The organism is Pseudomonas sp. 8209, assembly GCF_028682105.1.
Classification (GTDB): Bacteria; Pseudomonadota; Gammaproteobacteria; order Pseudomonadales; family Pseudomonadaceae; genus Aquipseudomonas; species Aquipseudomonas palmensis.
The window spans coordinates 374780-397086 of the sequence record NZ_JANIAH010000006.1; the positions used below are offsets into that span (position 1 = coordinate 374780).

The window sequence follows — 22307 nt, forward strand, 5'->3', positions numbered from 1 at the left end:
GGCATGAGCGAAAATCAAACGTACGACTCCTCCAGCATTAAAGTGCTCAAAGGGTTGGATGCCGTACGCAAGCGTCCCGGTATGTACATTGGCGACACCGATGATGGTAGCGGCCTGCACCACATGGTGTTCGAGGTGGTCGATAACTCGATCGACGAAGCCCTCGCTGGCCACTGTGACGACATTACCGTAATCATCCACCCGGATGAGTCCATCACCGTTCGCGACAACGGCCGCGGCATCCCAGTCGATGTACACAAGGAAGAAGGGGTTTCCGCCGCAGAGGTCATCATGACCGTACTGCACGCCGGCGGTAAGTTCGACGACAACTCCTACAAGGTATCCGGCGGCCTGCACGGTGTGGGCGTCTCGGTGGTGAACGCGCTTTCCGAAGAGTTGATCCTCACCGTTCGCCGCAGCGGCAAGATCTGGGAGCAGACCTACGTTCACGGTGTACCGCAGGCTCCGATGAAGGTTGTCGGCGACAGCGAAACCACCGGCACCCAGATCCACTTCAAGCCATCGTCCGAAACCTTCAAGAACATCCACTTCAGCTGGGACATCCTGGCCAAGCGGATTCGTGAACTGTCGTTCCTCAACTCTGGCGTAGGCATCCTGTTGAAGGACGAACGCTCGGGTAAGGAAGAGGAATTCAAGTACGAAGGTGGCCTGCGCGCATTCGTCGAATACCTGAACACCAACAAGACTCCGGTGAACGAAGTGTTCCACTTCAGCGTTCAGCGCGAGGATGGTGTGGGTGTGGAAATCGCCCTGCAGTGGAACGACAGCTTCAACGAGAACCTGTTGTGCTTCACCAACAACATTCCGCAGCGCGACGGTGGTACTCACCTGGTGGGTTTCCGTTCGGCGCTGACGCGTAACCTGAACAACTACATCGAGCAGGAAGGTCTGGCCAAGAAGAACAAGGTCGCGACCACCGGTGATGATGCCCGTGAAGGCCTGACCGCAATCATCTCGGTGAAGGTGCCTGATCCCAAGTTCAGCTCGCAGACCAAGGACAAGCTGGTTTCGTCCGAAGTCAAAACTGCGGTGGAACAGGAGATGGGCAAGTACTTCTCCGACTTCCTGCTGGAAAACCCGAACGAAGCCAAGGCTGTGGTCGGCAAGATGATCGACGCTGCGCGCGCCCGTGAAGCGGCCCGTAAAGCGCGTGAAATGACCCGTCGCAAGGGCGCGCTGGACATTGCCGGGCTGCCGGGCAAGCTTGCCGACTGCCAGGAGAAAGACCCTGCCCTCTCCGAACTGTACCTGGTGGAGGGTGACTCCGCAGGCGGCTCGGCCAAGCAAGGTCGCAACCGCAAGACCCAGGCTATCCTGCCGCTCAAGGGCAAGATCCTCAACGTCGAGAAAGCACGTTTCGACAAGATGATCTCGTCCCAGGAAGTGGGCACGCTGATCACCGCACTGGGCTGTGGCATCGGCCGCGAAGAGTACAACATCGAGAAGCTGCGCTATCACAACATCATCATCATGACCGATGCTGACGTCGACGGTTCGCACATCCGTACCCTGCTGCTGACCTTCTTCTTCCGTCAGTTGCCGGAGCTGGTCGAGCGCGGCTACATCTACATCGCGCAGCCGCCGCTGTACAAGGTCAAGAAGGGCAAGCAGGAGCAGTACATCAAGGACGACGAGGCCATGGAAGAGTACATGACCCAGTCGGCTCTCGAAGATGCCAGCCTGCACCTGGACGAGTCCGCGCCACCGGTTTCCGGTGTCGAGCTGGAGCGTCTGGTCAACGAATTCCGTACCGTGATGAAGACCCTCAAGCGCCTGTCGCGCCTGTACCCGCAAGAGCTCACCGAGCACTTCGTGTACCTGCCGGCCATCTCGGTGGAGCAGCTGTCCGACCACGCGCACATGCAGAACTGGCTCGCCAGGTTCGATGAGCGCCTGCGCAATACCGAGAAGTCGGGCTTGCTGTACAAGGCCAGCCTGCGTGAAGACCGCGAGCGCAACGTGTGGCTGCCAGAAGTGGAAATCACTTCCCACGGCCTTGCCAGCTACGTGACCTTCAACCGCGACTTCTTCGGCAGCAACGACTACCGCACCGTGACCGCGCTGGGCGCCCAGCTTGCCACCCTGCTGGGTGAAGGTGCCTACGTGCAGCGTGGCGAACGCAAGAAAGCCATCACCGAGTTCAAGGAAGCCCTGGACTGGCTGATGGCCGAAAGCACCAAGCGTCACACTATCCAGCGCTACAAAGGGCTGGGCGAGATGAACCCGGACCAGCTGTGGGAAACCACCATGGACCCGACTGTTCGCCGCATGCTCAAGGTGACCATCGAAGACGCGATCGCTGCCGATCAGATCTTCAACACCCTGATGGGCGACGCCGTGGAACCGCGCCGCGAGTTCATCGAAAGCAACGCCCTGGCGGTATCCAACCTGGACTTCTGACCGGTTTCAGTACCTCTGAAAGCGGGCGGTTATCCACAGTGACAACGCCCTCGAAAGGCCAACCCTCAGGGGTTGGCCTTTTTTGTTTTCCTGCCTAGGTGCTGCTGCGCCCTAGGCGTGAGCACTCAAGAAACACCCAGCTCGCGCAGGCGCCGATACAGGGTGCGCTCGCTCAGCCCCAGGTGGCGGGCAAGCTCGCTGCGCGATCCTTCGAAGCTGTCCAGCGCCTGGGCGATGTCGCGCAATCGGGTATTCGAGCGGCGTGGGGCACTGGCGGGCGAGTCGGCTCTCAGCTCCGTGGGCAGGTGCTCGGCGCGGATGATGCCGTCGTCGCTGAACAACCTCGCCCGCTCCAGAATGTTGCGCAGCTCGCGGATGTTGCCGGGGTAGCGGTACAGCCCCAGCAAGGTCATGGCCTCCTCGTCGACCCGCGGCGCAGCGGACCCGGCCAGGCGCTGCAGCAGGGTCTCGATCAGCAGGGGCAGGTCTTCGAAGCGCTCGCGCAGTGAGGGCAGGCGGATCGGGAAGCCGCTGATACGGTAGTAGAGGTCTTCGCGAAAGCTGCCGGCGGTGGCCATTTCCTTGAGTGGCTTGTGGGTGGCCGAGATCAGGCGGAAATCCGAATGCACCGTGCGCAGGCTGCCCACCGGGCGAAAGCTGCCCGACTCGATCAGACGCAGCAGCTTGACCTGCATCGCCAGCGGCACCTCACCGATCTCGTCGAGAAACAGGGTACCGCCATGGGCAGCTTCGGCCAGGCCGATCTTGCGCTGGTTGGCACCGGTGAATGCGCCCTTCTCGTAGCCGAACAGCTCGCTCTCCAGCAACGTCTCGGTCAGCCCCGTGCAGTCCACCACCACCAACGGACCGCTGGCACGCGGGCTGCTGGCATGCAGGGCGCGGGCGAACAGCTCCTTGCCGGTACCGGACTCCCCTTGCAGCAGCACCGGTATCTGCGCCGGCGCGGCCCGCTGGACACCGGCAAGGGCCTCCTGGAAGGCCGCCGAACGCCCTACCAGACCGAACTGCTGCGGCTGTGCCGACGCCACGGCGATGCTGGTCAGGCGTTCGACAAAGGCGATCACTTCACCCTGCTCGTCCAGGATCGGGCGCAACTCCACGTCCACATGCTCCGGCCCGCGCGGGGTGTGATGCACATGCAGCACCCGCTCGGGGGTGCGGCTGTGCCTGGCCTTGCGCATCGGGCAGTGCTCGCCCGCCTGGTCGCACGGCACCGCGTAGTGGTGCGAGACGTGGTGGCACTTCTGGCCGATCGGCGCGGCGCCCACCACCCCGAATTGATGCAGGTACGCGGTGTTGGCGGCAAGAATGTTGTACTGCAGGTCGAGCACGATGCTCGGCTGAGGTTCGTGTTCGAGGTAGGACACCAGCGCCTGCAGGGCGGGGCTGGCGGGTGTGTCGGGGTTCATGGGCATGACGGCACCAGGGGCAAGGCAGGCCCGCAGCTTAACCGAACGCCACGCCCACTGCCAAAAACTGCCAGCCTCTGCCAACCAGCTGACAGAACCGTGGCAGGCAGTTTCGGCCAGAGGGTCCAGACTCAGGTAAACCGGGCGTGCTGGCCGGGGGCAGGCGTGAATCTGCGCTGGCACATATCTTGATGACTGTTGGTCGAATGCCTGCACGGCTGGCCGGCAGGCATCAGCGGATTTCTCTGGAGAGCGGTAATGATCATCGGCGGTAACCTGTATGTAGAAGCGCTGTTCGACAGCGCGACCTCGACCATCAGCTACCTGGTCATGGACCAGGCCAGCGCGCACTGCGCCCTGATCGACAGCGTGCTGGACTATGACCCGAAGGCCGGGCGTACCGATACCGCCTCGGCCGACAAGCTGATCGCACGGGTACGCGAGCTGGGTGGTCAGGTGCAGTGGATACTCGAGACCCATGTGCACGCCGACCACCTCTCTGCTGCCGCCTATCTCAAGCAGGCGCTGGGAGGCCAGGTGGCCATCGGCAGCCGCATCACCCAGGTGCAGAAGGTGTTCGGCACGCTGTTCAATGCCGAACCCGGCTTTGCCCGTGATGGCAGCCAGTTCGATGTGCTGCTGGACGACAACGGCGAGCTCGCCCTTGGCACGCTCAAGCTGCGCGCCTTGCACACCCCGGGGCATACCCCGGCCTGCATGACCTACCTGGTACAGGCCGGTGACGAGTGCGTCGCGTTCGTCGGCGACACCTTGTTCATGCCGGATTACGGCACGGCCCGCTGCGACTTCCCCGGGGCCGATGCGCGCACCCTGTACCGCTCGATCCAGCGCATCCTGGCCCTGCCGGATGCCACCCGCCTGTTCATGTGCCACGACTACCTGCCCGGAGGCCGTGCGTTGCGCTACATGACCACGGTGGGCGAACAGCGCGCCAGCAACATTCACATTCGCGACGGCATCAGCGAGGACTGCTTCGTGGCCATGCGCGAAGCCCGTGATGCCACCCTCGACATGCCGCAACTGATCCTGCCCTCGGTGCAGGTGAACATGCGCAGCGGCCAGTTGCCCGAGCCGGAAGACAACGGTGTGCGCTACCTGAAGATCCCGCTCAACAAGCTCTGAACCTGCTGCACCAGAATTATTATTAAAGGACGTACTGCCATGCCTGCCCCCTCCTCTGCCGCTGCCCGCGAGGTCAGCCACCACAAGGTGCTGATCGTCGGCGCCGGTGCCGCCGGAATCGCCACCGCCTCCAGCCTGCTGGCGCGTGATGCCTCGCTGGATATCGCGATCATCGACCCCGCCGACGTTCACTACTATCAACCTGGCTGGACCATGGTCGGCGCGGGCGTGTTCCGTGCAGCGTCCACCGCCCGCACCCTGGCCTCGACCGTGCCGGCGGCGGTCAGGTGGATCAAGGCCGCCGTGCAACAGTTCGACCCGCAGGCGCAGACCGTCAGCCTGGATGACGGGCGCCTGGTGAGTTACGAACAGCTGGTGGTATGCCCCGGGCTGCGGTTGGCCTGGGACGCCATCGACGGTCTGGTCGAGACCCTCGGCCAGAACGGCGTGACCTCCAATTACCGCTACGACCTGGCACCCTACACCTGGCAGCTGGTGCAGGGCCTGAAGGAAGGCCGCGCCGTGTTCACCCAGCCACCGATGCCGATCAAGTGCGCCGGTGCCCCACAAAAAGCCCTGTACCTGTCGTGCGACCACTGGCTGCGCAGCGGGCGCCTGGGGGCGATCCAGGCGCAGTTCTTCAACGCCGGCAACGTGCTGTTCGGTGTCGCCGACTATGTGCCGGCGCTGATGGAATACATCGACCGTTACGGCGTGGACCTCAACTATTCACACCGGCTGGTGGCGGTGGACGGGCCGGGCAAGCGCGCGACCTTTCTGCGCACCCTGCCCGACGGCAGCAGCGAAACCGTGGTGCAGGCATTCGACATGCTGCATGTGGTACCGCCGCAGGTTTCGCCGGACTTCATCCGCAACAGCCCGCTGGCTGATGCGGCCGGTTGGCTCGAGGTCGACCCGGCCACCCTGCGCCATGCGCGCTACGGCAACATCCATGGCCTGGGCGATGTGATCAACACCAGCAATGCCAAGACGGCCGCCGCTGCCCGCAAGCAGGCGCCGGTGGTGGCCAACAACGTGCTGGTGGCACTGGGGCGCCTGTCGCGTCTGGCCGAATACGACGGCTACGGGTCGTGTCCGCTGACGGTGGAACGCGGCAGGATCGTGCTGGCCGAGTTCACCTACGGCGGCAAGCTGGCACCAAGCTTTCCGCGCTGGTTGCTCGACGGGCGCAGGCCCACGCGCCTGGCCTGGCTGCTCAAGGCGCGGATACTGCCGCCGCTGTACTGGCGCTGCATGCTCAAGGGGCGCGAATGGCTGGCCAAGCCGGTTGCGCGACTGCGTGAGGCGCGCCAGTGACAGAGCATGAACTGGTCGGCGCCGGTCTGGGCGCCCTCATTGGCATCATCCTGGCCCTGACGGGCGCCGGTGGCGGCATTCTTGCGGTGCCGCTGCTGGTGTTCGGCCTGGGCCTGAGCATGGTCGAGGCGGCCCCGGTCGGCCTGCTGGCGGTGGGCCTGGCGGCAGGTGTGGGTGCGGTGCTGGGGCTGCGTCAGGGGCTGGTGCGCTACCGGGCCGCGCTGTTCGTCGCGCTGATCGGCATGTGTGCCACCCCCTTCGGCCTGCTGCTGGCGCATCGCCTGCCCAATGCACCGCTGGCGCTGGGGTTCAGCCTGGTGCTGGTGTATGCCTGCGCACGCATGCTGCGCAAGGCCCGGCGCGAGCTGCGGGGCGAGCCGCCCTGTGCGGATCGTGCCCTGCAGCCCTGTGTGCTCAACCCGTTGCAGGGGCGCTTGCGCTGGACCCTGCCCTGCGCCCGCGCGTTGGCCTTCACCGGCTTGCTCAGCGGCCTGCTGTCCGGCCTGCTCGGGGTCGGTGGCGGGTTTGTGATCGTGCCTGCCCTGGGGCGCTACACCAACCTTGAGATGAAAAGCATCGTCGCCACGTCGCTGGCGGTGATCGCCCTGGTGTCGCTGGGCAGCGTGTTGAGCGCCAGCCTCAGCGGGGTGATGCACTGGGGTGTCGGCGTGCCGTTTGCCGGCGGTGCGGTGGCGGGCCTGGTGGTTGCGCGCCAGTTCGCCCACCGCCTGGCCGGGCCGCGTCTGCAACAGGGCTTTGCGCTGGTGGGGATAGCGGCTGCCCTGTTGCTGGCGGTCAACACCCTGGCGCGCTGAACGCCGCTCACTCGGCGAGCAGTTCGCCCTGCTCGTCGGCGCACAGCGCCAGCAGGTAGTCCCACACTACCCGCAGGCGCACCGACTTGTGCAGTTCGCGCCGGGTGCTGATCCAGTAGCTGCGCTGGATGGTTTCGCTGGGCAGCACGCGCACCAGGTGCGGGTCGTGGCGGGCCATGTAGTTGGGCAGTACCGCGATGCCCAGCCCGGCACGCGCCGCATGCTGCTGGGCGATCACGCTGGTGCTGCGAAACACCACGTTCGGTGCGCGGCAGAAGCTGTTGAGAAACAGCAACTGCTGGCTGAACAGCAGGTCGTCCACGTAGCCGATCCAGCTGTGCCGGGCCAGGTCTTCGCGGCTGTTGAGCGGCGCAGCCCTGGCCAGGTACTCGGGGCTGGCATACAGCGCCAGGCGGTAATCGGTGAGTTTTCGCGTGATCAACAGGTCGGCATGCGGGCGTTCCAGGTGAATGCTGATCTCTGCCTCGCGGTTGATGATGCTGACAAAGCGCGGCACTGCAACCAGCTCCACCTCCAGCCCGGGGTAGCGTTCGAACAGGCTGCCCATGCGCGGGGTGAAGAACATGATGCCGATGCCCTCGGTCACCCCCAGGCGAATCTTGCCCAGCGGCGTGATGGCCTGGGTGATCTCCTCCTGCGCCAGCAAGGCGACGTTCTCCATGGCTTCGGCGTGCTTGAGCAGGGCCTGCCCGGCCGGGGTCAGTTCATAGCCCTGGGCGTGCTGCACGAACAGAGCCGTGCCCAGGCTGCTCTCGATGCTCTCGATATGCCGGGCCACGGTGCTATGGGTGGTGTTGAGGCGCTTGGCGGCGGTCAGCAGGCGGCCGCTACGCTGCAACTCGAGAAAAAACCGCAGGTCATTCCAGTCGAACATGCTTTTCCTTGTGAATCAGAGGTTCACTTGCGTTGTTCTAAAACGCACAGCCGTTGCGTGAAATCTAACGTGTTCAACTCGAAAATAATCAATAACACTGGCCTGGACAAGAATAAAAATCAGGCGCGAGGTCTTCATGGCACCAGCCGATCATTCCTACGACTACGTGGTAGTCGGTGCCGGCCCTGCCGGCTGTCTACTGGCCAATCGGCTGTCTGCCGACCCTGGCTGCCGCGTGCTGCTGCTCGAAGCCGGCGGTCGCGACAACTACCCCTGGATCCACATTCCGGTGGGCTACCTCTATTGCATTGGCAACCCGCGTACCGACTGGTGCTTCAAGACCGAAGCGCAACCGGGGCTCGACGGGCGCAGCCTGGGCTACCCACGGGGCAAGGTGCTGGGCGGGTGTTCCTCGATCAACGGCATGATCTACATGCGCGGTCAGGCCCGCGACTACGATCACTGGGCCGAACAGGGCAATCCCGGGTGGGCCTGGGATGACGTGCTGCCACTGTTCAGGGCCAGCGAAAACCATTTTGGCGGCGCCAGCGAGCTGCATGGCAACGCTGGCGAATGGCGGGTCGAACGCCAGCGCTATTCGTGGGCGATCCTCGATGCGTTTCGCGAGGCGGCAGCCCAGAGCGGCATCGCCAGCATCGACGACTTCAACGGTGGGAATAACCAGGGCTGTGGATACTTTCAGGTCAACCAGCGCAGCGGCGTGCGCTGGAATGCGGCCAAGGCATTCCTGCGCCCCGTGCGCCACCGCCCCAACCTGACGGTGCTGACCGGCGTCGAGGTGGACAAGGTGCTGCTCGACAATGGTCGCGCTTCGGCCGTTCAGGCGCGCTGGCAGGGCAGCGAACAGCGTTACCAGGCCCGCCGCGAAATCATCCTGTGTGCCGGGGCGGTGGGTTCGCCGGGCATTCTTCAACGCTCCGGCATCGGCCCGCGGCCATTGCTGGAACGCCTAGGCATCCCGGTACTGCACGAATTGCCCGGCGTGGGCGGCAACCTGCAGGATCACCTGCAACTGCGCCTGATCTACAAGGTCAGCAACGTGCGCACCCTCAACCAGGTGGCCAACACCCACTGGGGCAAGCTGGGCATGGGCCTGCGCTATCTGTATGACCGCAGCGGCCCGTTGGCCATGGCGCCGAGCCAGCTGGGGGCGTTCGTGCGCTCGCACCCCGAGCAGCCCACGCCCAACCTGCAGTACCACGTGCAGCCCCTGTCGCTGGACCGCTTCGGCGAGCCGCTGCACCGCTTTGCCGCATTTACCGCCTCGGTGTGCAACCTGCGCCCGCTCAGCCGCGGGCGTGTGGATATCCGCTCGGCCAACCCGGGCGATGCACCGGTCATCGACCCCAACTACCTCAGCGAGCCTGAAGACCTGCGCGTCGCCGCCCAGGCCATCCGCCTTACCCGACAGATCGTGCAGGCCCCTGCCCTCGCCGCTTTTGCACCGGTCGAATACCTGCCAGGCGCAGCACTCAATACCGAGGAGCAGTTGCAGCAGGCTGCCGGGCAGATCGGCACCACCATTTTCCACCCGGTAGGGACCTGCCGCATGGGCAACGGCCCGCTGGATGTGGTGGACGCACAGCTGCGCGTGCATGGCGTGGCGGGGTTGCGCATCGCCGATGCCTCGATCATGCCGCAGATCACCTCTGGCAATACCTGTTCACCCACCCTGATGATCGGCGAGAAGGCCGCGCAACTGATTCTTAAGGCCGCACCCGCAGCCAGCAACAGCAGTGGCAAGACCGCGTTAGCGACGCCCTGAGGGCGGCGTGCAGTGACGTCGGCAGCAGTCGGCCGGCGACGACAGTGGAACAACAACAAGAATCACTGTGCCCGCAAGGGCCGAGGACAGCACGATGTCGGACACTCTTCAACAGCAGGGCGCTGCAGCCGCGGGCAACAGCCGCCGCGAAGAACGCAAGATCATTTTCGCGTCATCCCTCGGGACGGTTTTCGAGTGGTATGACTTTTTTCTCTATGGGGCGCTGGCGGTCGTCATCAGCAAGCAGTTCTTCGCCGGGGTCAACGACACCACGGCGTTCATCTTCGCGCTGATGGCGTTCTCCGCCGGGTTTCTGGTACGGCCCTTCGGCGCTCTGGTGTTCGGGCGCCTGGGCGACATGATCGGGCGCAAATACACCTTCCTGGTCACCATCGTGCTGATGGGCCTGTCGACCTTTGCGGTGGGCCTGCTGCCCAACTACGCCAGCATCGGCATTGCCGCGCCGATCATCCTGGTGGTGCTGCGCATGCTCCAGGGCTTGGCCCTGGGCGGCGAATACGGCGGCGCGGCCACCTATGTGGCCGAGCACGCGCCGCCCGGCAAGCGCGGCTTTCACACCGGGTTCATCCAGTCCACCGCTACCCTCGGCCTGCTGCTTTCGCTGCTGGTGGTGCTGGGCAGCCGTTACCTCACGGGCGACCAGTTCGAGGTATGGGGCTGGCGCCTGCCGTTTTTGCTGTCGATCGTGCTGCTGGGTATCTCCACCTGGATCCGCATGAGCATGCACGAGTCGCCGGCCTTCGTGAAAATGAAGGCCCAGGGCAAGACCAGCAAGTCGCCGATTCGTGAGTCGTTCGGCTCGTGGGCCAACCTCAAGATCGTGCTCACCGCACTGTTCAGCATCAACGCCGGCCAGGCGGTGACCTTCTACACCGCGCAGTTCTATGTGCTGTTCTTCATGACCCAGATGCTCAAGATGGACCCGGCCCAGGCCAATACCCTGCTGATCATCAGCGTGGTGATCGGCGCGCCGTTCTTCGTGTTCTTCGGCTGGCTGTCGGACCGGATCGGGCGCAAGCCGATCCTGATGCTCGGCCTGCTGCTGGCCACCGTGCTGTACTTCCCGCTGTTCAAGGGCCTGAGCCACTACGCCAACCCGCAGATCGACGCGGCCAGCCGCCAGGCGCCGATCGTGGTGATGGCCGACCCGCAGGGCTGCACCTTCCAGTTCGACCCGGTGGGCAAGGCACGTTTCGACAGCACCTGCGACAAGGTCAAGACCTTCCTGGTCAAGCAGGGCCTGCCGTACAGCTCGCAATCGGTGCCTGCCGGTACCGAGGTGGTGGTGACCATCGGCGAGCAGCGTATCGACGGCTTCGACGAAGCGGCCATGCGTGCGGCCATCGAAAAGGCTGGCTACCCGGCCAAGGCAGACCCGGCCAACGTGAACCAGCCGATGGTGGTGCTGCTGATCGTGGTGATGATCCTGATCGCGACCATGACCTATGGTCCGCTGGCGGCGGTGATGGTGGAGCTGTTCCCCACGCGCATCCGCTACACCTCGATGTCGCTGCCGTATCACATCGGCAATGGCTGGTTCGGCGGCTTCCTGCCGACGGTATCGTTCGCGCTGGTGGTGTATACCGGGGATATCTTCTACGGGCTGTGGTACCCGGTGCTGATTACCGGGGTGAGCCTGGTGGTGGGGATCTTCTGCCTGAAGGAGACCAACAAGGTGGACCTGGACAAGGTGTGAAAGGGCCTTAAGTAATCCACAAAAAAACCGGCCTAAAAGCCGGTTTTTTTATCGCGCGAAAAAACTTATGCACGATTTTCGCAAAACAGTCATACAGAGAAATAAGCAGTTAAATCATAAGGTTAGCGAATTTTTCTGAAAGAAATCCAAATACTGTACACACGTTATCCACAGAACGGTCAGATCACCGGCTGGGCGTCGTCGGGGGCGTGCGCCGGCAGCGAACCGAGGTCGCGCTGGGTCTGCTCGTTCCATGCCGCCGCACGGTCGTTGAGCGCTGCGATGGCGCGTGGCCCGGTGCCTTCGGCATACATAGGCTCGCCGATCACCACCTCGATGGTGCCGGCGCGCTTGCCCCAGCCTTCCTTGGGCCAGTACTTGCCGGCGTTGTGCGCGATCGGCAGCACCGGCAGGTTGGCATTAACCGCCAGCGCGGTACCGCCACGGGAGAACTTGCCGATCTTGCCGAACGGCACGCGGGTACCCTCCGGGAAGATCAGCACCCACACACCGTCCTTGAGCAGCTTGTCGCCTTCGGTGGCCACCTGCTTGAGCGCAGCCTTGGGGTTGTCGCGGTCGATGGCGATGGGCCGCAGCATGGCCATGGCCCAGCCGAAGAACGGCACGTACAGCAGTTCGCGCTTGAGCACCTGGCTCAAGGGCTGGAAATAGGCGGAGAGGAAAAACGTCTCCCAGGTGCTCTGGTGATTGGAGAGGATCACGCAGGGTTGCGCCGGAATGTTCTCGGCCCCGGTGACGTTCACCCGAATGTTCAGGAAAACACGCACCAGCACCAGCGCAAAACGGCACCAGTACACATTGATGAAGCGGTAACGGGCGCGGAACGAAAGGAACGGCGCGATAAAGAAGCTCAGGGTGCACCACAGCAACGAGCTGGTACCCAGCAGCAGGTAAAAAAGAAAAATTCTGATCGCCTGCAGGATCGACATAGCGGAATGTACCGTTGCGGGCTAACCCGCCTGTGTGTGGATAAGTGCACTGGCGATCGACGCCAGGTCATCGAAAATCAGCGTTGCCTCGGGCACGCCCTTGCTCAGGGTCTGCTCGCCTTTGCCGGTCCTTACCAGAACCGGTTGTGCATCGACAGCGCGCGCGGCTTCCAGGTCACCCTTGCTGTCACCCACGAACCACACCCCGGCCAGGTCGACCGCGTAATGGTTGGCAATGGTGCGCAGCATGCCCGGCCTGGGCTTGCGGCAATCGCAGCCGTCGTCCGGGCCATGCGGGCAATAGACGATCAGGCCCACCTCGCCGCCCTGCGCCGCCACCAGCTCGCGCAGGCGCGCGTGCATGGCGTCGAGGGTGGCCAGGCTGTAATAGCCACGGGCGATGCCCGACTGGTTGGTGGCCACCGCCACCGTCCAGCCGGCCTTACTCAGCTGCGCAATGGCCTCGATCGAACCCGGGATGGGAATCCACTCGTCCAGCGACTTGATGTAGGCGTCGGAGTCCTGGTTGACCACCCCGTCCCGATCGAGAATCAGCAGCTTCACGTCCTACCCCAGCAGCGAGATGTCGGCCACGCCCAGGAACAGGCCGCGCAGGCGGCTGAGCAGGGCATAACGGTTGGCTCGCACGTTGGCGTCGTCGGCGTTGACCATCACCGCCTCGAAGAACGCATCCACCGGCTCGCGCAGCGCGGCCAGGCGCGCCAGCGACTCGCTGTACTGACGCGCAGCGGCCATCGGTTGTACCGCCTGATCGGCCTGTTGAATGGCCGAGTACAGCGAGAACTCGTTGGCGTTGTCGAAGTACTTGGGCTCTACCGAGGTCGCCACCGAACCTTCGGCCTTGCTCAGCAGGTTGGACACACGCTTGTTCACCGCAGCCAGGGCTGCGGCTTCCGGCAGCTTGCGGAACGCCTGCACGGCTTGCACGCGCTGGTCGAAGTCCAGTGCCGAGCCTGGCTTGAGCGCACGTACCGAGAGGTAGGTGGCCACGTCGATGCCTTCATCTTCGTAACGCGCACGCAGGCGGTCGAAGACGAATTCCAGCACCTGCTCGCTCAGGCCGGCAGCCTTGACCTTGGCACCGAACTGGGCGACGGCGACGTTCACCGCCTCGTTCAGGTCCAGGTCCAGCTGCTTCTCGATCAGGATACGCAGCACGCCCAGGGCGGCGCGGCGCAGGGCATAGGGGTCCTTGCTGCCGGTTGGCAGCATGCCGATGCCGAAGATGCCGACCAGGGTGTCGAGCTTGTCGGCGATTGCCACGGCCGCACCGGTCAGGGTCGAGGGCAGTTCGGCACCGGCACCGCGCGGCATGTACTGCTCGTTCAGGGCCAGGGCGACGTCTTCGGGCTCGCCGTCGTTGAGGGCGTAGTAGTAGCCGGCAACGCCCTGCATTTCAGGGAACTCGCCAACCATCTCGGTGGCCAGGTCGCACTTGGACAGCAGGCCGGCACGCGCCGCGCGCTGGGCGTCGCCGCCGATGCGCTGGGCAATGAACGCAGCCAGCTTGGCCACGCGCTCGGCCTTGTCGAACACGCTGCCCAGCTGTGCCTGGAACACCACGTTCTGCAGGCGCTCGTTGAAGCTTTCGAGCTTCTGCTTCTTGTCCTGCTTGAAGAAGAACTCGGCGTCGGTCAGGCGCGGGCGCACGACCTTCTCGTTGCCTTCGATGATCTGCTTCGGATCGCGGCTCTCGATGTTGGCCACGGTGATGAAGCGCGGCAGCAGCTTGCCGTCCACGTCCAGCAGGCAGAAGTACTTCTGGTTGTCCTGCATGGTGGTGATCAGGGCTTCCTGCGGCACCTCGAGGAAACGCTCCTCGAACGAGCACACCAGCGGCACCGGCCATTCGACCAGCGCGGTCACTTCGTCGAGCAGGGCCGGCGGCACGATCGCGGTGCCTTCCTGCAGGGTGGCCAGTTCGGCGGTGCGTTTGCTGATCAGCTCGCGGCGCTCGTTGGCGTCTGCCAGCACATAGGCGGCGCGCAGGTCGGCCAGGTAGTTGGCAGGCGAGGTGATGCGCACGGCTTCAGGGTGGTGGAAGCGGTGGCCACGCGAGTCGCGGCCGGCCTTCTGGGCGAGGATGGTGCAATCGATGACCTGGTCACCGAGCAGCATCACCAGCCACTGGGTCGGACGCACGAACTCTTCCTTGCGTGCACCCCAGCGCATGCGCTTGGGAATCGGCAGGTCGTTGAGCGAGTCTTCGACGATGGTCGGCAGCAGGCTGGCGGTCGGCTTGCCGACGATGTTCTGGCTGTAGCGCAGCTTCGGCCCGCTCTGGTCGATTTCACTGAGGTCCACGCCGCACTTCTTGGCAAAACCCAGGGCGGCCTGGGTCGGGTTGCCGTCGGCGTCGAACGCGGCCTGGCGTGGCGGGCCGTCGAGGTTGACGCTGCGGTCCGGCTGCTGGGTGGCCAGGGCGGTGATCAGCACCGCCAGGCGACGTGGCGCGGCGTACACGGTCTTGCTCTCGAAGCTCAGGCCGGCCGCTTGCAGGCCCTTGTCGATGCCGGCCAGGAAGGCTTCGGCCAGGGTGTTCAGGGCCTTGGGTGGCAGCTCTTCGGTGCCCAGTTCTACCAGGAAATCTTGAGCACTCATTGTGCAGCCTCCAGCTTGGCCAATACTTCGTCACGCAGGTCCGGGGTCGCCATCGGGAAGCCCAGCTTGGCACGGGCCAGCAGGTAGGCCTGGGCCACGGCACGCGCCAGGGTGCGCACGCGCAGGATGTACTGCTGACGCGCGGTCACCGAGATGGCGCGACGTGCATCCAGCAGGTTGAAGGTGTGCGAGGCCTTGAGCACCATTTCATAGCTTGGCAGCGGCAGCGGCTGGTCCAGTTCGATCAGGCGCTTGGCTTCGCTCTCGTAGAAGTCGAACAGTTCGAACAGCTTGTCGACGTTGGCGTGCTCGAAGTTGTAGGTGGACTGCTCCACCTCGTTCTGGTGGAACACGTCGCCGTAGGTCACCTTGCCGAACGGGCCGTCGGCCCATACCAGGTCGTAGACCGAGTCCACGCCCTGCAGGTACATGGCCAGGCGCTCCAGACCGTAGGTGATCTCGCCGGTGACCGGGTAGCACTCGATGCCGCCGGCCTGCTGGAAGTAGGTGAACTGGGTCACTTCCATACCGTTGAGCCAGACTTCCCAGCCCAGGCCCCAGGCGCCCAGGGTCGGCGACTCCCAGTTGTCTTCGACGAAGCGGATGTCATGCACCAGCGGGTCCAGGCCCACGTGCTTGAGCGAGCCCAGGTACAGTTCCTGGAAGTTGTCCGGGTTCGGCTTCAGGACCACCTGGAACTGATAGTAGTGCTGCAGGCGGTTGGGGTTTTCGCCGTAGCGGCCGTCAGTCGGGCGACGACTGGGCTGCACATAAGCGGCGTTCCAGGTTTCCGGGCCGATGGCGCGCAGGAAGGTGGCGGTATGAAAAGTGCCGGCGCCTACTTCCATATCGTAGGGCTGAAGTACCACACAACCTTGCTCGGCCCAGTACTGCTGCAGGGCGAGGATCAGGTCTTGGAAGGTACGCACGGCTGGCGTAGGCTGGCTCACGAAATTCACCTTTTCCAGGGCTGCGAATATAAAGAGCGGGAGTATAACCCGATTCGCCCCCGCCTCTACCCTTGGAGCCTTATGCCACGCTGCTTTTGGTGTACCGATGATCCGTTGTACCAGGCCTACCACGACAGCGAGTGGGGCACGCCCCAGCGCGAGCCCGGCGCGCTGTTCGAAATGCTGCTGCTCGAAGGCTTTCAGGCCGGGTTGTCGTGGATCACGGTGCTGAAGAAGCGCGAGCGCTACCGTGAGGTGCTGTTCGGCTTCGACCCGCAGCGCCTGGCGCAGATGACCGATGCCGAGATCGAGGAGCGCATGCTCGACCCCGGCATCATCCGCAACCGCCTCAAGCTCAACGCCGCGCGGCGCAACGCCAGGGCCTGGCTGGCGCTGGACGAGCCGGCGCAGTGGCTCTGGTCGTTCGTCGGCGGGGTGCCGAAAATCAATCATTTCAGCCAGCGCAACGAGGTGCCGGCGGTGACCGACGAGGCCACGGCCATGAGCAAGGCCCTGAAGAAGGCCGGCTTCACCTTTGTCGGGCCGACCATCTGCTATGCCTTCATGCAGGCCACTGGCATGGTCATGGATCACACCACCGATTGCGATCGTTACGCCGCCCTGCGCCGCTGACGGTTACAATGCGCGGCTTGCAGAAGGAGGAACCTGCCTGTGGATAAGTTCAAGGGCGCCTTGATGGTCGGGGCGTTGCGATTGTTTGCCAAGTTGCCCTGGGGCGCGGTGCAGCGGGTTGGCGCGGCCATCGGCTGGATCATGTGGAAGGTGCCCAACAGCTCGCGCAACGTGGTGCGCATCAACCTGGCCAAGTGTTTCCCCGAGATGGACCCGGCCGAACGCGAGCGCCTTGTGGGCCGCACGCTGATGGACATCGGCAAGTCGTTCACCGAAAGCGCCTGTGCGTGGATCTGGCCGGCGCAGCGCTCCATCGACCTGGTGCGCGAGGTCGAGGGCCTGGAGGTGCTGCACGAGGCACTGGCGTCGGGCAAGGGCGTGGTGGGCATCACCAGCCACCTGGGCAACTGGGAAGTGCTCAACCACTTCTATTGCAGCCAGTGCAAGCCGATCATCTTCTACCGCCCGCCCAAGCTCAAGGCGGTGGATGACCTGCTGCGCGAACAGCGCGTGCAACTGGGCAACCGCGTGGCGGCGTCGACCAAGGAAGGCATCCTCAGCATCATCAAGGAAGTGCGCAAGGGCGGCCAGGTGGGCATTCCGGCCGACCCGGAGCCGGCGGAATCGGCGGGGGTGTTCGTGCCGTTCTTTGCCACCAAGGCACTGACCAGCAAGTTCGTGCCGAACATGCTGGCCGGTGGCAAGGCGGTGGGGGTGTTCCTGCATGCGTTGCGCCTGCCGGACGGTTCGGGCTTCAAGGTGATCCTGGAAGCGGCGCCGGATGCGATGTACAGCACCGACGTGGAGACCTCGGCGGCGGCCATGAGCAAGGTGGTGGAGCGTTATGTGCGCGCGTATCCAAGCCAGTACATGTGGAGCATGAAGCGCTTCAAGAAGCGCCCGCCGGGCGAGACGCGCTGGTACTGAGCGCCCCTTCGCGGGTCAAGCCCGCTCCCACAGGGATATCAGTGATCTCAGGATCTGCTCTGTACCTGTGGGAGCGGGCTTGACCCGCGATGGGCTGCACAGCCGCCCTAAACAGCCTTGTCGAGCTTCCTGAGAAACACCGTCATCTCCTTCTCCGCCTGCTTGTCCCCATGCGCCTGCGCTGCAGCCAGCCCTTCGGTCCAGGCCTGGCGCGCGCCGGCGACGTCGCCCTGCACCTGATACGCCTTGCCCAGCAGCTTCCACGCCGCCGAGTACTTGGGGTCGAATTCCACGCAGCGGCGCAGGTGCAGCGCGGCCTCTGCGCCGTTGCCCTCATCCAGCCAGGCCTTGCCCAGGCCGAAGCGCAGCAGCGAGTTATCCACACCCTTGGCCAGCATCTTTTCCAGTGATTCGCGCATTCCGGTTTCTCCCTAGAAGAAGCTCAGGCCCACGTGGAACAGCTTCTCCACGTCGCGGATGTACTTTTTATCCACAACGAACAGGATCACGTGGTCGCCGGACTCGATCACCGTGTCGTCGTGGGCGATCAGCACCTGCTCGTCGCGGATGATCGCACCGATGGTGGTGCCCGGCGGCAGCGCGATGTCCTCGATGGCCTTGCCGATCACCTTGCTCGACTTCGAATCGCCGTGGGCAATGGCCTCGATGGCTTCGGCCGCGCCACGGCGCAGCGAGTGCACGCTGACGATGTCGCCGCGGCGCACGTGGGCCAGCAAGGTGCCGATGGTGGCCTGCTGCGGGCTGATGGCGATGTCGATCTCGCCGCCCTGCACCAGGTCGACATAGGCCGGGTTGTTGATGATGGTCATCACCTTCTTCGCGCCCAGGCGCTTGGCCAGCAGCGAGGACATGATGTTGGCTTCGTCATCGTTGGTCAGGGCCAGGAAGATGTCGGCGTCGGCGATGTTCTCTTCCAGCATCAGGTCGCGGTCCGAGGCGCTGCCCTGCAGCACCACCGTGCTGTCGAGGGTGTCGGACAGATAGCGGCAACGCGCCGCGTTCATCTCGATGATCTTGACCTGGTAGCGGCTCTCGATGGCCTCGGCCAGGCGTTCGCCGATCTGCCCGCCGCCGGCGATCACCACGCGCTTGTTGGTTTCGTCGATGCGGCGCAGCTCGCCCATCACTGCGCGGATGTGGTTCTTGGCGGCGATGAAGAACACCTCGTCGTCGGCCTCTATCACCGTGTCGCCCTGTGGCTTGATCGGCCGGTCGCGACGGAAGATCGCCGCCACGCGGGTGTCCACGTTGGGCATGTGCTCGCGGATCTGGCGCAGCTGCTGGCCCACCAGCGGGCCGCCGTAGTAGGCCTTGACCGCCACCAGCTGGACCTTGCCCTCGGCGAAGTCGATCACCTGCAGGGCGCCGGGGTGCTCGATCAGGCGCTTGATGTAGTGGGTGACCACCTGTTCGGGGCTGATCAGCACGTCGACCGGGATCGCCTCGTTGTTGAACAGGCCGCTGCGGGTCAGGTAGGCCGACTCGCGAACCCGGGCAATCTTGGTCGGGGTGTGGAACAGGGTGTAGGCCACCTGGCAGGCGACCATGTTGGTCTCGTCGCTGTTGGTCACCGCCACCAGCATGTCGGCATCATCCGCACCGGCCTGGCGCAGCACCGTCGGCAGCGAGGCGCGGCCCTGCACGGTGCGGATGTCGAGGCGATCGCCCAGATCGCGCAGGCGGTCGCCATCGGTGTCGACCACGGTGATGTCGTTGGCTTCGCTGGCCAGGTGCTCGGCCAGCGTGCCGCCGACCTGCCCCGCGCCCAGGATGATGATCTTCATCCGCTCTCCCTTGTGCTGGTTAGTGTCCGCGAACGGCGGCGATCTTGATCAGCTTGGCATAGTAGAAGCCATCGTGGCCGCCTTCCTGCGCGAGCAACTGCCGGCCATGGGGCTGGCGGATGCCGGCCTCGGTGGCCAGGTCCAGCTCGCGCGCGCCCGGCGTGCGGGCCAGGAACGCCTCGATCACTTCGGTGTTCTCGGTCGGCAGGGTCGAGCAGGTGGCGTAGAGCAGGATGCCGCCCACTTCGAGGGTTGGCCACAGCGCGTCGAGCAACTCGCCCTGCAGGCTGGCCAGGGCAGCGATGTCATCGGCCTGGCGGGTCAGCTTGATGTCCGGGTGGCGACGGACCACACCGGTGGCCGAGCAGGGAGCGTCCAGCAGGATGCGCTGGAAGGTCTTGCCGTCCCACCAGCTGGCGGTGTCGCGGGCATCGCAGGCGATCAACTGGGCCTCCAGGCCCAGGCGGTCGAGGTTTTCACGCACGCGGGTCAGGCGCTTGGCTTCCAGGTCGATGGCCACCACCGCCTCCAGCCCGGCATGCGCCTCGAGCAGGTGGCAGGTCTTGCCGCCGGGGGCGCAGCAGGCGTCGAGCACGCGCTGGCCGGGCGCCAGGTCGAGCAGGTCGGCGGCCAGCTGCGCGGCTTCGTCCTGCACGCTGATCCAGCCCTGTTCGAAGCCCGGCAAACCGCGCACGTCGCAGGCCTCGGCGAGCAGGATACCGTCACGGCTGTACGTGCACGGCGCGGCATCGATGCCGGCTTCGCGCAGCAGGCCCAGGTAGGCATCGCGGCTGTGGTGGCGGCGGTTGACCCGCAGGATCATCGGCGGGTGGGCATTGTTGGCGGCGCAGATGGCTTCCCACTGCTCGGGCCAGAACGCCTTGAGCGACTTCTGCAGCCAGCGCGGGTGCGCGGTGCGCACCACCGGGTCGCGTTCAAGTTCGGCAAGCATCTCGCTGCTCTCGCGCTGGGCGCGGCGCAGCACGGCATTGAGCAGGGCCTTGGCCCAGGGCTTTTTCAGCTTGTCGGCGCACCCGACCGTTTCGCCGATGGCGGCGTGGGCCGGCACGCGGGTGTACAGCAGCTGGTAGAGGCCCACCAGCAGCAACGCCTCGACATCCTTGTCGGCGGCCTTGAACGGCTTTTGCAGCAGGCGCTCGGCCAGTGCCGACAGGCGTGGCTGCCAGCGTGCGGTACCGAAGGCCAGGTCCTGGGTGAGGCCGCGATCGCGGGCCTCGACCTTGTCCAGCTGGGCGGGCAGCGAACTGTTGAGCGAGGCCTTGCCGCTGAGCACGGCGGCCAGGGCGCGGGCGGCGGCCAGACGCGGGTTCATTGGCCCAGCACCGTGCCGCTGGCGAATTTTTCGCGGCGGCTGTTGTACAGGTCGCTGAAGTTCAGCGCCTTGCCGCCGGGCAGTTGCAGGCGGGTCAGGCACAGCGCCTGCTCGCCGCAGGCCACGATCAGGCCGTCCTTGCTGGCAGACAGGATCTCGCCCGGCGCGCCCTTGCCATCGGCCAGGCGCGCACCCAGCACCTTGAGGGCTTCGCCGCCCAGGGTGCTGTGGCAGATCGGCCACGGGTTGAAGGCGCGGATCAGGCGCTCCAGTTCCTTGGCGGGGCGCGACCAGTCCAGACGCGCCTCGTCCTTGTTCAGCTTGTGGGCATACGTGGCCAGGGCGTCGTCCTGCACTTCGCCGTGCAGGGTGCCCGCGCCCAGGCCGTCGATGGCCTGCAGCACCGCGGGCGGGCCCAGTTCGGCCAGGCGATCGTGCAGGCTGCCGCCGGTGTCGCTGGCGCTGATCGGGGTGCTGACCTTGAGCAGCATCGGCCCGGTGTCCAGGCCGGCCTCCATGCGCATGACCGTCACGCCGCTTTCGGCGTCGCCGGCCTGCACCGCGCGCTGGATCGGCGCGGCGCCGCGCCAGCGTGGCAGCAACGAGGCGTGGCTGTTGATGCAGCCCAGGCGCGGAATATCCAGCACCGCCTGGGGCAGGATCAGGCCGTAGGCCACCACCACCATCAGGTCGGGCTTGAGTGCGGCCAGCTCGCCCTGCGCCTCGGGGCTGCGCAGCGTCGGCGGTTGCAGCACCGGGATGGCGTTATCCACAGCCAGCTGCTTGACCGGGCTGGGCATCAGCTTCTGGCCACGGCCGGCCGGGCGGTCTGGCTGGGTGTAGACCGCGACGATTTCATGGGGGCCGGCCAGCAGGGCCTTGAGGTGTTCGGCGGCAAACTCGGGGGTGCCCGCGAAGACGATGCGCATGCAGTTCTCGCTTAAAAAGAAAAAGGCTTGCCGGAGCAAGCCTTCTGGAATGAGGGATCAAGCGTTCTGGCGGTGCTGCTTTTCCAGTTTCTTCTTGATGCGGTCGCGCTTGAGGTTCGACAGGTAGTCGACGAACAGCTTGCCGTTGAGGTGGTCGCATTCGTGCTGGATGCACACGGCCAGCAGGCCTTCGGCGATCAGTTCGAAGGGCTTGCCGTCGCGATCCAGGGCCTTGACCCTGACCTTCACCGGGCGGTCGACGTTCTCGTAGAAGCCGGGTACCGACAGGCAGCCTTCCTGATACTGGTCCATGTCGTCGGTGAGCATTTCCAGCTCGGGGTTGATGAAGACCCGCGGTTCGCTGCGGTCTTCGCTCAGGTCCATGACCACCACGCGCTTGTGCACGTTGATCTGGGTGGCGGCCAGGCCGATGCCAGGGGCTTCGTACATGGTTTCAAACATGTCATCGATCAACTGACGGATGCTGTCGTCCACTTCCGTCACCGGTTTGGCGATGGTGCGCAGGCGCGGGTCCGGGAATTCGAGGATGTTCAAGATGGCCATAAGCGTATGAGCTGCACTGTGCGATGGGTTGCAAACATGAATGCACATAATAAAGGTATTCGGCGCGTTC

The 22307-nt window shown here is 64.8% G+C and carries 19 protein-coding genes; 8 read left to right on the forward strand and 11 right to left on the reverse strand.

Features of this window, described 5'->3' with window-relative positions; translation table 11 throughout:
* Positions 1-3 precede the first annotated feature (3 nt).
* Positions 4-2421, forward strand: coding sequence for a DNA topoisomerase (ATP-hydrolyzing) subunit B (gene gyrB / locus NP552_RS15770; RefSeq protein ID WP_210014027.1), 2418 nt, complete (start codon positions 4-6; stop codon positions 2419-2421).
* A 125-nt stretch (positions 2422-2546) separates the two neighbouring features.
* Here gyrB and NP552_RS15775 read toward each other — a convergent pair whose 3' ends face one another.
* On the reverse strand, positions 2547-3857 hold the full coding sequence (locus NP552_RS15775) for a sigma-54 interaction domain-containing protein (protein ID WP_054916056.1): 1311 nt from the start codon (positions 3855-3857) through the stop codon (positions 2547-2549).
* 252 nt (positions 3858-4109) lie between these two features.
* On the opposite strand from NP552_RS15775, the gene NP552_RS15780 reads away from it, so the two are divergent.
* The 3 genes from NP552_RS15780 to NP552_RS15790 are packed head-to-tail and all read left to right on the forward strand — an operon-like array spanning position 4110 to position 7126.
* Entirely contained in the window at positions 4110-4994 is an 885-nt protein-coding gene (locus NP552_RS15780) for an MBL fold metallo-hydrolase (RefSeq protein ID WP_043862233.1), read from the forward strand.
* A 39-nt stretch (positions 4995-5033) separates the two neighbouring features.
* Positions 5034-6311 (forward strand): NAD(P)/FAD-dependent oxidoreductase, encoded by a 1278-nt coding sequence (locus NP552_RS15785; RefSeq protein WP_054916055.1) that lies wholly within the window; start codon positions 5034-5036, stop codon positions 6309-6311.
* On the forward strand, positions 6308-7126 hold the full coding sequence (locus NP552_RS15790) for a sulfite exporter TauE/SafE family protein (RefSeq protein WP_054916054.1): 819 nt from the start codon (positions 6308-6310) through the stop codon (positions 7124-7126). Before NP552_RS15785 ends, NP552_RS15790 begins: the two co-directional genes overlap by 4 nt.
* 7 nt (positions 7127-7133) lie before the next feature.
* On the opposite strand, the gene NP552_RS15795 is transcribed toward NP552_RS15790, so the two are convergent.
* Positions 7134-8021 (reverse strand): LysR family transcriptional regulator, encoded by an 888-nt coding sequence (locus NP552_RS15795; RefSeq protein WP_054916053.1) that lies wholly within the window; start codon positions 8019-8021, stop codon positions 7134-7136.
* 136 nt (positions 8022-8157) lie between these two features.
* Between NP552_RS15795 and NP552_RS15800 the strand changes: the two genes are divergently transcribed.
* Positions 8158-9807, forward strand: a complete 1650-nt coding sequence (locus NP552_RS15800) for a GMC family oxidoreductase (RefSeq protein ID WP_274096901.1) — start codon at positions 8158-8160, stop codon at positions 9805-9807.
* Positions 9808-9901: 94 nt separating this feature from the next.
* Entirely contained in the window at positions 9902-11524 is a 1623-nt protein-coding gene (locus NP552_RS15805) for an MFS transporter (protein WP_043862238.1), read from the forward strand.
* A 179-nt stretch (positions 11525-11703) separates the two neighbouring features.
* Here the strand turns inward: NP552_RS15805 and NP552_RS15810 are convergent, their stop codons facing one another.
* The 4 genes from NP552_RS15810 to glyQ are packed head-to-tail and all read right to left on the reverse strand — an operon-like array spanning position 11704 to position 16046.
* The gene (locus NP552_RS15810) at positions 11704-12474 is read right to left on the reverse strand and encodes a lysophospholipid acyltransferase family protein (RefSeq protein WP_229589193.1); all 771 of its coding nucleotides are present in this window, start codon (positions 12472-12474) and stop codon (positions 11704-11706) included.
* A 21-nt stretch (positions 12475-12495) separates the two neighbouring features.
* Positions 12496-13038 (reverse strand): D-glycero-beta-D-manno-heptose 1,7-bisphosphate 7-phosphatase, encoded by a 543-nt coding sequence (gene gmhB / locus NP552_RS15815; protein ID WP_274096902.1) that lies wholly within the window; start codon positions 13036-13038, stop codon positions 12496-12498.
* A 3-nt stretch (positions 13039-13041) separates the two neighbouring features.
* A complete protein-coding gene (glyS, locus tag NP552_RS15820; protein WP_043862241.1) occupies positions 13042-15096 on the reverse strand; it encodes a glycine--tRNA ligase subunit beta in 2055 nt (684 codons plus the stop codon).
* Positions 15093-16046: a glycine--tRNA ligase subunit alpha gene (glyQ, locus tag NP552_RS15825; RefSeq protein ID WP_043862242.1), complete on the reverse strand. Its 954-nt coding sequence runs from the start codon at positions 16044-16046 to the stop codon at positions 15093-15095. Before glyQ ends, glyS begins: the two co-directional genes overlap by 4 nt.
* Positions 16047-16127: 81 nt before the next feature.
* On the opposite strand from glyQ, the gene NP552_RS15830 reads away from it, so the two are divergent.
* Together NP552_RS15830 and NP552_RS15835 are read left to right on the forward strand one after the other, a co-directional pair.
* On the forward strand, positions 16128-16679 hold the full coding sequence (locus NP552_RS15830) for a DNA-3-methyladenine glycosylase I (protein ID WP_043862243.1): 552 nt from the start codon (positions 16128-16130) through the stop codon (positions 16677-16679).
* A 39-nt stretch (positions 16680-16718) separates the two neighbouring features.
* Entirely contained in the window at positions 16719-17606 is an 888-nt protein-coding gene (locus tag NP552_RS15835; RefSeq protein ID WP_054916050.1) for a lysophospholipid acyltransferase, read from the forward strand.
* Positions 17607-17713: 107 nt separating this feature from the next.
* Here NP552_RS15835 and NP552_RS15840 read toward each other — a convergent pair whose 3' ends face one another.
* From NP552_RS15840 to def, 5 genes are read right to left on the reverse strand one after another with little or no spacing between them, the layout of a single operon-like run.
* Positions 17714-18025, reverse strand: a complete 312-nt coding sequence (locus NP552_RS15840) for a tetratricopeptide repeat protein (protein WP_043862245.1) — start codon at positions 18023-18025, stop codon at positions 17714-17716.
* 12 nt (positions 18026-18037) lie between these two features.
* Positions 18038-19411, reverse strand: a complete 1374-nt coding sequence (trkA, locus tag NP552_RS15845) for a Trk system potassium transporter TrkA (protein ID WP_043862246.1) — start codon at positions 19409-19411, stop codon at positions 18038-18040.
* Between the two features lie 19 nt (positions 19412-19430).
* A complete protein-coding gene (gene rsmB / locus NP552_RS15850; RefSeq protein WP_274096903.1) occupies positions 19431-20744 on the reverse strand; it encodes a 16S rRNA (cytosine(967)-C(5))-methyltransferase RsmB in 1314 nt (437 codons plus the stop codon).
* Positions 20741-21673 (reverse strand): methionyl-tRNA formyltransferase, encoded by a 933-nt coding sequence (gene fmt / locus NP552_RS15855; RefSeq protein ID WP_274096904.1) that lies wholly within the window; start codon positions 21671-21673, stop codon positions 20741-20743. Before fmt ends, rsmB begins: the two co-directional genes overlap by 4 nt.
* 57 nt (positions 21674-21730) lie before the next feature.
* A complete protein-coding gene (gene def, locus NP552_RS15860; protein ID WP_043862249.1) occupies positions 21731-22237 on the reverse strand; it encodes a peptide deformylase in 507 nt (168 codons plus the stop codon).
* Between the last annotated feature and the right edge of the window lie 70 nt (positions 22238-22307).

Coding starts and splice junctions, on each gene's coding strand:
- gyrB (WP_210014027.1), top strand. CDS start 4: ATGAGCGAAAATCAAACGTACGACTCCTCCAGCATTAAAGTGCTCAAA.
- NP552_RS15775 (WP_054916056.1), bottom strand. CDS start 3,857: ATGCCCATGAACCCCGACACACCCGCCAGCCCCGCCCTGCAGGCGCTG.
- NP552_RS15780 (WP_043862233.1), top strand. CDS start 4,110: ATGATCATCGGCGGTAACCTGTATGTAGAAGCGCTGTTCGACAGCGCG.
- NP552_RS15785 (WP_054916055.1), top strand. CDS start 5,034: ATGCCTGCCCCCTCCTCTGCCGCTGCCCGCGAGGTCAGCCACCACAAG.
- NP552_RS15795 (WP_054916053.1), bottom strand. CDS start 8,021: ATGTTCGACTGGAATGACCTGCGGTTTTTTCTCGAGTTGCAGCGTAGC.
- NP552_RS15800 (WP_274096901.1), top strand. CDS start 8,158: ATGGCACCAGCCGATCATTCCTACGACTACGTGGTAGTCGGTGCCGGC.
- NP552_RS15805 (WP_043862238.1), top strand. CDS start 9,902: ATGTCGGACACTCTTCAACAGCAGGGCGCTGCAGCCGCGGGCAACAGC.
- NP552_RS15810 (WP_229589193.1), bottom strand. CDS start 12,474: ATGTCGATCCTGCAGGCGATCAGAATTTTTCTTTTTTACCTGCTGCTG.
- glyS (WP_043862241.1), bottom strand. CDS start 15,096: ATGAGTGCTCAAGATTTCCTGGTAGAACTGGGCACCGAAGAGCTGCCA.
- NP552_RS15830 (WP_043862243.1), top strand. CDS start 16,128: ATGCCACGCTGCTTTTGGTGTACCGATGATCCGTTGTACCAGGCCTAC.
- NP552_RS15840 (WP_043862245.1), bottom strand. CDS start 18,025: ATGCGCGAATCACTGGAAAAGATGCTGGCCAAGGGTGTGGATAACTCG.
- trkA (WP_043862246.1), bottom strand. CDS start 19,411: ATGAAGATCATCATCCTGGGCGCGGGGCAGGTCGGCGGCACGCTGGCC.
- rsmB (WP_274096903.1), bottom strand. CDS start 20,744: ATGAACCCGCGTCTGGCCGCCGCCCGCGCCCTGGCCGCCGTGCTCAGC.
- fmt (WP_274096904.1), bottom strand. CDS start 21,673: ATGCGCATCGTCTTCGCGGGCACCCCCGAGTTTGCCGCCGAACACCTC.
- def (WP_043862249.1), bottom strand. CDS start 22,237: ATGGCCATCTTGAACATCCTCGAATTCCCGGACCCGCGCCTGCGCACC.